At 62.5% G+C, this 10281-nt stretch carries 6 protein-coding genes and 1 riboswitch; of the genes, 4 read left to right on the top strand and 2 right to left on the bottom strand.

Annotation, left to right across the window (positions count from 1 at the left end; genetic code table 11):
* The 4 genes from B3B04_RS10520 to B3B04_RS10505 form a co-directional block, all read left to right on the top strand.
* A partial coding sequence (locus B3B04_RS10520; protein ID WP_414632072.1) for a TolC family protein occupies positions 1–1217 on the top strand: 1217 nt, incomplete at its 5' end.
* Positions 1214–2389, top strand: coding sequence for an efflux RND transporter periplasmic adaptor subunit (locus B3B04_RS10515; RefSeq protein WP_313442798.1), 1176 nt, complete (start codon positions 1214–1216; stop codon positions 2387–2389). The genes B3B04_RS10520 and B3B04_RS10515, both read left to right, overlap by 4 nt.
* Positions 2390–2401: 12 nt before the next feature.
* Positions 2402–5623, top strand: coding sequence for an efflux RND transporter permease subunit (locus tag B3B04_RS10510; RefSeq protein ID WP_292042637.1), 3222 nt, complete (start codon positions 2402–2404; stop codon positions 5621–5623).
* Between the two features lie 176 nt (positions 5624–5799).
* Positions 5800–5994, top strand: a riboswitch (cobalamin riboswitch).
* A gap of 135 nt (positions 5995–6129) precedes the next feature.
* Complete coding sequence (locus B3B04_RS10505; protein ID WP_292042635.1) at positions 6130–8085, top strand: TonB-dependent receptor plug domain-containing protein; 1956 nt, start codon at positions 6130–6132, stop codon at positions 8083–8085.
* Here the strand turns inward: B3B04_RS10505 and B3B04_RS10500 are convergent.
* Complete coding sequence (locus tag B3B04_RS10500) at positions 8082–9503, bottom strand: alpha,alpha-trehalose-phosphate synthase (UDP-forming) (RefSeq protein ID WP_292042634.1); 1422 nt, start codon at positions 9501–9503, stop codon at positions 8082–8084. The two genes, B3B04_RS10505 and B3B04_RS10500, sit on opposite strands and share 4 nt — an antisense overlap.
* Entirely contained in the window at positions 9500–10273 is a 774-nt protein-coding gene (gene otsB / locus B3B04_RS10495) for a trehalose-phosphatase (protein ID WP_292042632.1), read from the bottom strand. Before otsB ends, B3B04_RS10500 begins: the two co-directional genes overlap by 4 nt.
* Positions 10274–10281: the final 8 nt, after the last annotated feature.

Here is a 10281-nt window from a genome sequence, read left to right as displayed (position 1 = left end):
AGTTTCAGGGGGTCACGTCAGCGGCTTTGACTGTGATGTCAGCCAGCACCGCGTGGGCCGAACCTTCGCCGTCCTATGCCGAGCTGATTGCTCGTCTGGACACCACTCCGGCCTCGCAGGAAGCCAACGCCACTGTCGAGGCAGCAGAAGCCCGCCTGCGGCAGGCCCGTGTACGCCCTAACCCGTCCATGACGATTCAGGCCGAAAATTTTGCAGGCACCGGGCCCTTCAGCAATTTCGACAGAACGGACCTTTCGCTGTCGCTGAGTCAGGACCTTGAGCTTTGGGGCCGCCGCCCTGCCCGCATCAACACTGCGCGCGGCGATGCCGAGGTCGCCAATCGTAGCCGCCGTCTGGCCGTTGTCGATGCTGCCGGGCGTCTGGCCTTGGCCTATGCCGAGGCCGAAGCGGCCGAGCGCCGTGCCAAACTCGCCGAAGAGCGGCTGGCGCTGTCGCTGGCCGATGCACGGGCGGCTTTAGCTCTGGTAGAGCAAGGTCGCGAGCCTCTGCTGCGCGGCATTCAAGCCGACAGCGAGGCGGCATCGGCCCGCGCGGCGCTTGATGAAGCCAAGGCCGAGATGGAGGCCTCGTTTGCTCGCCTGACCACGCTGGTCATGCTGGATCAGCCGGTGACGACGGTGACGGGCAGCTTGCTTGACACACAGGCCACAGCCCCAGGCGCCGAAAGCAATGCGCCCGCGGTCGAACTGGCCGAAGCGGAAATGAGCGCTGCCGAGCGTCGCATCGCGATCGAGCGTATTCGCGCCACGCCAGATGTGAGCGCCAGTGTCGGCGTAACCCGCTTTAGCGAGCACCAGACAGCGGTGACTGTGGGGCTGAGCATGCCCCTACCCCTGTTTGACCGGAACAAGGGCAACATCGATGCGGCTCAAGCCGAGTTTCGAGCTGCCGAAGCCCGCGTGATGCAGGCCCGCCAAGATGCACAGGCCAGCCGCGCCGCGGCTGTGGCTCGTCTAACGGCGTCCACCAGCCGCGTATCCGCCGCTGATGCCGGTGTCGCCTCGGCACAGGAGGCCTATCGCCTGTCGCGTCTTGGGGCCGAGGCCGGGCGCATTTCCCAACTGGAGCTGCGCGTGTCGCGCTCTGCCCTGATCACCGCCAGCAATGCCGCCGTCGATGCCCGACTGGCCCGCGTTCGGGCTGAAATCGAACTGGCCCGTCTGGAAGGACGCGCCCCATTCCAAGGAACCCTGTGACGTTGGATACCAAGCGCAAACGCATCCTCATGGGCAGCATCGCGGCCTTGGCCATCCTGGGTGTTGGTACCTGGGTGATGGTGTCAGGCAAGAAGCCGACGGCTCCTGCAGCCGAACAGGCTGCTGCCGAGTCACACTCTGACGAAGGCACTGAGGGCGAAGAAGGCGTCATCGCCTTGACGGTCGAGGAAATTCAGGCCGCGGGTATCACCGTGGTTTCGGTCGGCAGCGGCGGCGGGGCGGAAACGCGCCTTGCAGGCCGTGTCGAGCCCATGATCGACGCCAAGGCATCTGTAGCGGCGGCTGTGGCTGGCCGTGTCGAGCGGGTGCTTATCGCACCCGGTCAATCGGTGCGCGTCGGCCAACCGCTGGTCACTATGGTCAGTGGTGACGCCGTTTCGCTCAGCGCCGAGGTGGCCGCCGCGCGGGCCGCCGCCTTTGCCGCCGAACAGGCACACGCACGCGATGAAAACTTGGCCGACATGGGGGTGGTCGCGCGTCGAGAGGCCGAGATTGCCCATGCTGAGGCTCTGAGCGCACAAGCCGCGGCCCGAGCAGCCAGCGCCCGTGCCTCTGCGGCAGGGGCCCCCAATGCGTCGGGCCGTTTCAACATCACCAGCCCGATTTCGGGCGTGGTCACCTGCATGCAGGTGGGCCCCGGCGGCTTTGCCTCTCAAGGTATGTTGGTCGCCGAGGTGATCAATCCGGCCCGCGTAGAAGTCGTGTTCAGCGCGCCGTCGAATCTTGCGACCAGTGTATCCATCGGATCGGCAGTCAAGGTCGCTGGCCCTCAGGGCGAGTTTGACGCCGTGGTCACAGGTGTGGCCGCCGGTGCCGACATGGCCAGCGGCGCAACCCAGATCCGCGCCCGCGCGACCTCCGGCAACCTGCCGCCTGCGGGTTCGGCGGTGACCGGCAGTGTCATCACCTCTGCCACGGCATCCGGCAATATGACTGTCCCCAGCGAGGCCATCCAGACCGTGGACGGCAACTCTGTGGTCTTCGTTCAGACAGCACAGGGGTTTAAGGCCGTGCCGGTCATGGTGGGCCGTGAGGCCAGCGGCCAGACCGAAATCCTGCGCGGCCTGACCGGCAATGAACGCGTCGCGTCGACCAATGCCTTCCTGCTCAAGGCCGAACTGGCCAAGGGCGAGGCCGAGCACGGCCACTAGGGAGCGCCAGTCATGCTTGAACATGTCATCGACACGTCGGTTCGCGTTCGCTGGTTCGTCGTGCTGGCCACCGCACTGGTGGCAGCGTGGGGTCTTTTCCAGCTGACCAAGCTGCCGATCGACGCCGTGCCTGACATCACCAACCGTCAGGTCCAGATCAACACCGTGGCCCCTGCCCTAGCGCCCGAGCAAATGGAGCGGCAGGTCACCTATCCGCTGGAAACCGCCATGGCGGGTATTCCGGGGATCGACAGCACGCGCTCCCTCAGCCGTAACGGCTTCAGCCAGGTGACGGTCATCTTCTCGGACCGCACAGACATCTATTTCGCTCGCCAGCAGGTGGCCGAACGGATGGCGCAGGCCAAGGACAAACTGCCTGAAGGGGTCGAGCCCAATCTAGCGGCCATCACCACGGGTCTGGGCGAAGTCTTGATGTGGACGGTGGATTTCGAACCGTTCGACGCCAAGACCGCCAAGGCGGGTGAGCCCGGCTGGCAACCTGACGGCAGCTATCTGACGCCGGAGAACGAGCGTCTGGATACGCCCGAGGCCCGCGCCACCTATCTGCGGACGGTTCAGGACTGGATTATCGCCCCGCGCATGCGCACGTCTCCAGGACTAGCGGGCGTGGACGTGAACGGCGGCTATGTCAAAGAATATGCCGTCCGTCCGGATGCTGTCCGGCTGGCCAGCTATGGCCTGACGTTGACTGACCTTAGTCAGGCACTGGATCGCGCCAATACCCAAGCAGGTGCAGGCTATGTGCAGCGCGCAGGCGAGGCCCTGACGGTCCGTACCGACGCACTGGCCACTTCCATCACCGATCTGGCGCAGGCTCCGGTCACCAACCGCAACGGTCTGGTGGTGCGCGTAGCCGACGTGGCCACGGTCGAGATCGGTCGTGCGCCGCGTCTGGGCGGCGCCAGCCGCGATGGCCACGAAGCCGTCATTGGCACGGCCCTGATGCTGGCCGGTGAGAACAGCCGTACCGTGGCCCAATCGGCTGCCCAGCGTCTGGAAGACATCAGCGCCAGCCTGCCGCCGGACGTCGTGGCCGAGCCGGTGCTGAACCGCAGCGCCCTCGTCAACAAAACGATTAAGACGGTCGCCAAGAACCTGACCGAAGGTGCCTTGCTGGTGATCGTGGTGCTGTTCCTGCTGTTGGGGAACATCCGCGCCGCCACCATCACGGCGCTGATGATCCCGATCAGCTTCCTGTTCGCTGTTATCGGCATGAACCGGTTCGGTATCAGCGGTAACCTGATGAGCCTTGGCGCGCTGGACTTCGGCCTGCTGGTCGACGGCGCGGTCGTGGTGGTCGAGAACACCCTGCTGATGCTCAGCCAGCGACGCGGCGAACTGGGCCGCGCCCTGACGCGGGGCGAACGTCTGGGAGCGGCCGCTGCGGCGGCGCGCCAGATGGTAAAACCGGCCGCCTTTGGTCAGCTGATCATCCTGCTGGTGTTCACGCCGCTGCTGCTGCTGGAAGGCGTTGAGGGCAAGACCTTCATTCCGATGGGTGCAACGGTGATGCTGGCCCTGATCGGTGCCTTCATCTTCTCCTTCACCTTTGTGCCGGCCATGACGGCCCTGATCGTTCGCGATCCCAGCACCGTGGATATGGACGAAAACGGTCAGGCCAAGGAACACGAGACCTTCCTGCTGCGTCACGCACGCCGTTTGATCGAGCCGGCCATTCTGGCTGCGGTCGATCGTCCGAAGATCGTGATCCTGTCGGCCATCGCGGCCCTGGTTGTTGGAGCCATCAGCTTCACCACCTTGGGACGTGAGTTCATCCCGACGCTGGACGAAGGCGATGTCGCAATGCAGGCCCTGCGGGTGCCGTCGGCATCTCTGGAACAATCGCTGGCGATGCAAATGGCGCTGGAACGCACGCTGAAAGCCCAGCCCGAGGTGAAGACCGTCTTCTCGCGGACCGGTACTGCCGAGGCCGCTGTGGACCCGATGCCGCCGAACATTTCGGATGCCGTCATCGTGCTGAAGGACCGTAAGGAATGGCCCGATCCGCGCCTGCCCAAGGAAGACCTGATCGCGCGCTTCGAAGAGGTGTCGTCCAAGCAGCTGGGTAACGCGTTCGAGTTCAGCCAGCCGATTGAGCTGCGCTTCAACGAGCTGATCTCGGGTGTGCGTACCGATCTGGCCGTCATGGTCTTTGGCGATGACTTCGATCAGCTACAGGCCGCGGCTGATCAGGTGGCCAATGCCCTGCGCGACACCCCCGGTTCTGCCGACGTCCGCGTGGAGCAAGCTTCCGGTCTGCCGACTCTAACGGTCACCGTCGATCGCTTTGCCGCCGCCAACTATGGCCTTAGCGCTGCGGACGTAACGGAGACAGTGTCTGCTGCCATCGGCGGAGCCGAGTCCGGCCAGATCTTTGAAGGCGACCGCCGTTTCGACGTGGTGGTTCGCCTGAACGATACCGACCGTAACAACGCCATCGCCCTGTCGGCCTTGCCTGTCACCACAGCGGAGGGCGTGACCGTGCCTCTGTCGTCGGTGGCCCGTATTCAGGTGACCGAGGGCCAGAACCAGATCAGCCGAAACAACGGCAGCCGCCGCATGGTGGTGCAGGCCAATGTGCGCGGTCGCGATCTGGGCGGCTTTGTCTCCGAGGCCCAGTCCAAGGTGGATCAACAGGTCAAACTGCCGTCCGGCTATTCGCTGACCTGGGGCGGCCAGTTCGAGAACCTGAAACGCGCTGAACAACGTTTGGGTCTTGTGATCCCAGTCGTCTTTATGCTGATCGGCATTCTGTTGTTCATGGCACTGGGATCATTTGCCGAGGCAGGTCTGGTGTTCGCCTGTGTGCCATTGGCCCTCATCGGCGGAGTCTTGGCCCTGTGGTTACGCGGCATGCCATTCTCGGTGTCCGCAGCGGTCGGCTTCATAGCCGTGTCCGGCGTGGCGACACTGAATGGATTGGTATTGATGCAGTCCATCCGTGAGCGGCTAGATGCGGGTCACAACCCCCATGACGCGGCACTGGGCGGGGCCTACGCCCGCCTTCGAGCAGTGCTGACCACTGCCACCGTCGCCATCGTCGGCTTCATTCCCATGGCGCTGGCCAGCGGTGTGGGGGCCGAGGTGCAGAAACCCTTGGCCACTGTAGTGATCGGCGGGCTTTTGACCGCCACAGCATTGACCCTGCTAGTGCTTCCGACCTTTGCCTCAAAGGTCGTAAAGACCAGAAAGGTCGAGGCCGACGACCTCTGAAACACGACTATCGAGGGCATCGGCTCGACGACAACGGGTCCGATGCCCTCCCCCTTTTGGTTCGCGGATAATACCGATCGACAAAGTCTGCCCTTACCCCTGCAAGGATAAGGACAGTTTCACAATACGCCCTTGAACAGTGCGCCGGATGATTGACGCCGACACATCCACGGCCTACTGCGCAAGGTGCAACAGGTTCCCTTCGGGGATCAAAAGGGAACGGGGTTTGATGCCCCGGCTGTTCCCGCAACTGTAAGCGGCGAGTTCGCATCTCAAATGCCACTGGGCGGCTGGTCACAGCCTCCGGGAAGGCGAGATGCAATGAACAACGACCCGTAAGCCAGGAGACCTGCCTGTTGACGTCGTTCTCCACGCGGTCGGGATGTGCCGAGTGGTCGAGGAAACTCGCGTGACGACATGTCTGAAACAGCCGCGTGGCGGTCGCTTTCAAACAGACGTCGTCTGATTGGATGCGGCTGTGGCGCGTTCAATCACGGGGTGTCCCATTGAATAAGTTTACCGCCGCCTATCTTGCTGCCGCCGCCGTTCTGGCCGGTACCTCGGCCCACGCCGATGATCTCGACCAACTGGCACCGCGCCCCGATGTGGCCGGCACCCACGCAGCCACCGCCGTGGCCGATGTGGTCGTCACCGCCAACCGCACCGTTCAGGACCTGAACCGGGTCGCCGCCTCCATCACCGTGCTGGATCAGGCCGCCATCGAGCGGGCCCAGACGCCTGCCATCGCCGAACTTCTGACCCAGACCCCCGGCGTGGCCTACAGCCGCAACGGCGGCATCGGTGGCGTCGGCAGCGTCTATATCCGCGGTGCCGAAGGCCACCACACCGTCATTCTGGTGGACGGGGTCAAGCTGAACGATCCCTCGACCACGCAGGGCGGATTTAACTTCGGCAATCTGACGGTGGGCGACACAGCCCGTATCGAGGTGCTGCGCGGGGCCCAGTCGACCCTTTGGGGCAGTCAGGCCATCGGCGGCGTGGTCAACATCATCACTGCCGCTCCGAGCACGCCATTTGAAGGCAATTTGCTGGCCGAAGCCGGTGCGCGCGGCACCACCCAGTTTCGCGCGGGTGTGGGCGGTGCTTCAGACCGCCTAAACTGGCGTCTGGCGGCCAGCCGCTATGACACTGATGGCGTTTCTGCCCAGTCGATCGGCACGGAAAAAGACGGCTTCACCAACAACACCGTCTCCGGTCGCGTGGACCTGAAGATCACCGACGCGATTTCACTGGACCTGCGCTCTAGCTGGAATGACAGCACCGGCGACTATGACGGTTGGAACGGCGACAGCCGCGAATATGCGGAAACCGAAGAGTTGGTGGCCTATGGCGGCCTGAACATCAGCCTACTGGAAGGCCGTTTCCTGAATCGCTTGGCCTATAGCTACACCGAGACCGAGCGTCAGTTCTACAATCCCGACAACGCCATCCAGACCAACACCTTCGACTCTGTCGGCAAGAATAAGCGTTTCGAATATCAGGGCAGCTTTGCCTTCACCGATGATCTAAACGCCACCTTCGGTTTCGAAAGCGAGCGCGCACAGATGCGCAGCCGTTCGCCGTCCGACTTTGCGCCCAATCCGGCCTATAATCTGGGCCGCGCGGATCAGGATAGCGTCTATGGTCAGGTCCAGTGGACCACCCTCCCCGGTCTAACCCTGACGGCGGGTGTGCGCTACGACGACCACGCCCAATATGGCGATCACACCACTGGCCAGCTAGCCGCGGCATGGGTCATCAATGATGGTGCCACCACCCTGCGCGCCGGTTGGGGACAAGGCGTCCGCGCGCCGGGCCTGTACGAACTTTACAGCGACTACGGTAATCTCGCGCTTCAGCCGGAAACTTTTGACGCATGGGAAGCTGGCATCGAGCACCGCTTTGGTAACAAGGCCGCTTTGGGGGTGACCTATTTCGCCCGTGAGGCCGATAATGAAATCCGCTACAGGGGCTGCTCGGCCGGTGCCACTGATCCTCTGTGTCTGGTGAATGGTAATCAGCGCTGGGGCTATTACGACAATATCCAGAAGACCGAAGCCCAAGGCGTCGAGGTCTTTGGTCACTGGTCGCCGATCAGCGCCCTGACCTTCAGTGGCAACTACAGCTGGACCGACGCGCGCAACGCCTCTGGCGTTAACGACGGCAAACGCCTCGCCCGCCGCCCCGAGCATATGGCCAACCTCAGCGCCGACTACCGCTTTGCCCAAGGTCTGAACGCGGGCGTATCCGTTCGCTATGCGGGCAAGGCCTTCGACAGCGAAAGCAATGCCGTGGCGTTAGATGACTACACTCTGGTCGATCTGCGCGTCAGCTATCCGGTCCGTCAGGGCGTGGAACTGTATGGCCGCATCGAGAACCTATTCGATACCGATTATGAGACGGTTCGTGGCTTCGGCACGGCCGGTCGCGGTGCCTTTGGTGGCGTTCGCCTGCGTTTCTAAGCTGTCGTGTGGCGGCGGCGTTTCGGGGCCGCCGCCATCTCTTCAATAGGTCTTTGCAAAGCCCTGACATAGCGGTCTCGCCAGAGGCTGACATCGGTGTCCTGAACCACTTTCATCAGACTTCGCCAACGGTGCTGCCTCTCTTCCAGTGGCATGGTCAGTGCTTTCAGAATGGCATCGGCCACTTCTTCACGGGCAAAGGGATTTACCAGAATGGCATCGCGCATTTGCTCGGCAGCACCGGCAAAGCGCGACAGAATAAGGACGCCGGGATCGTCTTCATCCTGGGCTGCCACATATTCCTTTGCGACCAGATTCATGCCGTCCCGCAATGGCGTCACCAGGCCAACCTTTGCGGCACGGCAGATGCCAGCCAGCTGGTCGCGTCGATATGATCGATTGAGATAGCGGATGGGTTGCCAGTCCATATCCGCAAACGCCCCGTTGATGTGGCCCGCAAGTGAATCCAGACGCCCGCGAATGTCCTGATAGCTGTCGACGGTATCGCGCGACAGAGGCGTAATCTGAAGCAGGAATAGCTTGCGGTGCCAGTCAGCATGGTCCGCCAACAGCTGTTGTAGACCTGCCAATCGCTCTTCCAGGCCCTTGGAATAGTCCAGCCTGTCAATTCCGACGATCATGGCCCGTTCGCCCGCCGATGCCTGCATACGATTGAAGGTGCGTCGCCCCAGCTCGGAGTCGCGCGCCGAGACAAAGGCCTGAACGTCGATGCCAATCGGAAAGACGCCTGTCCGTGTCGTGCGGCCAAAAGCGTGCACCGTACCATCTGCCTCGACCCGCCCTCCGGCTTCGTTCGTCACATAGTCACAGAACAACTGCCGCCATTCTTCTGTGTGAAAGCCGACCAGATCGTAAGCCAGCATCGCCTCCACCATCGCCTTATGGTGCGGCAGGGTCACCAGCAGTTGGCGCGCGGGCCACGGCGTATGCAGGAAAAAGCCGATCCTGTTCTTAACGCCCCGCTCTCGCAGGTAAGATGCCAGCGGTATCAGGTGATAGTCATGGACCCAGATCAGGTCATCGCGAGCAATGAGCGGATGCAAGACCTCGGCAAAGCGTCGATTGGTGCGTTCATATCCGGAACTGTAAGATCTTTCGTAGGCTGTTAAGTCGATCCTGTGATGAAACAGCGGCCATAAGGTTCGGTTGGCATAGCCGTTGTAATATTCGTCGACGTCCTGCGCTTCCAAGGGAATGGTCGCGACTGTGACACCCGCACGGTCTTCGACCTTCATCTGTCCATTAAAGGTCTCAACCGTCTCGCCCGACCAACCGAACCACAAACCATCATAGCGTTTCAGTGCCGCCGACAAGGCCATGGCCAAGCCTCCCGCCGATCCGGCAGCGGGATCTTTGGGGGCAGACACCCGATTGGATACGACGATCAGGCGGCTCATACCTGTGTCTCCACGGCATTCAGGAAGTCGTCCAGCCAGTCGCTGACGGCATCGGGGCCTGACAGATAATAACGTGCCTGTGTGGGGCCATCGGGGGTTACGCGAATGGACACTCCACCCCAATCCTCGGCGGCTGCAAATGCATGCTCGTCTGTCAGGTCATCGCCCAGTACAACGGGCACGGCCCCTGCAAAGGGCGGCAAGCTCATAAAGTCGCTGAGGGCATCACCCTTGGTGCGTCCTTTGGGGCGGATTTCCTCAACGAAATGTCCGGACTGAACAGACAGGCCGTGCAAGCGGGCCTGGTCCGCTGCAAATCTGCGGACCTCTTCCTGAAGTTCGGGGGCATGCCGATAGTGGATGGCGATGGCCAAGGCTTTGTTTTCCACCATCAGACGACGGTGACGGGCAGCCAGTGCAAACGCTTCCTCGAACACATCCTGAACATGTGTCGGGTTATCTCGTCGTACGCTCCCGTCTGTGTGGCGAAGCTCCAGACCGTGCACGCCCGCAACGGCGGTCACGGCACCTTCACAGATGCGATCGATGTCACTGAGTGTGCGGCCGCTCAGGATTGCCAAGCGACCCGACAAGGCCGTCTGTAGGGCTGTCAGCCGATGTGTACGGGCGGGTTCAGGCACTACCATTTCAGGACGAGGCATGATGGGGGCCAACACGCCGTCAAGGTCCAGAAACAGGGCTATCGGTGAGGATAGATCCTTTAGGTCGGGTACCGGACGCAGGTCCGGCAGCGCTCGGTTTATCGCCATTTCAAAGG

The sequence above is a fragment of the Brevundimonas sp. UBA5713 genome (assembly GCF_002419815.1).
In the GTDB taxonomy this organism is placed as follows: domain Bacteria; phylum Pseudomonadota; class Alphaproteobacteria; order Caulobacterales; family Caulobacteraceae; genus Brevundimonas.
Note: the sequence above shows the minus strand (reverse complement) of the source record. Positions and strands in the feature narration are given on the sequence as shown.

Bases quoted from the DNA above. Each gene is read 5' to 3' on its own strand.
- B3B04_RS10500 (WP_292042634.1), bottom strand. From the start codon at position 9,503: ATGAGCCGCCTGATCGTCGTATCCAATCGGGTGTCTGCCCCCAAAGAT.
- otsB (WP_292042632.1), bottom strand. From the start codon at position 10,273: ATGGCGATAAACCGAGCGCTGCCGGACCTGCGTCCGGTACCCGACCTA.
- B3B04_RS10510 (WP_292042637.1), top strand. From the start codon at position 2,402: ATGCTTGAACATGTCATCGACACGTCGGTTCGCGTTCGCTGGTTCGTC.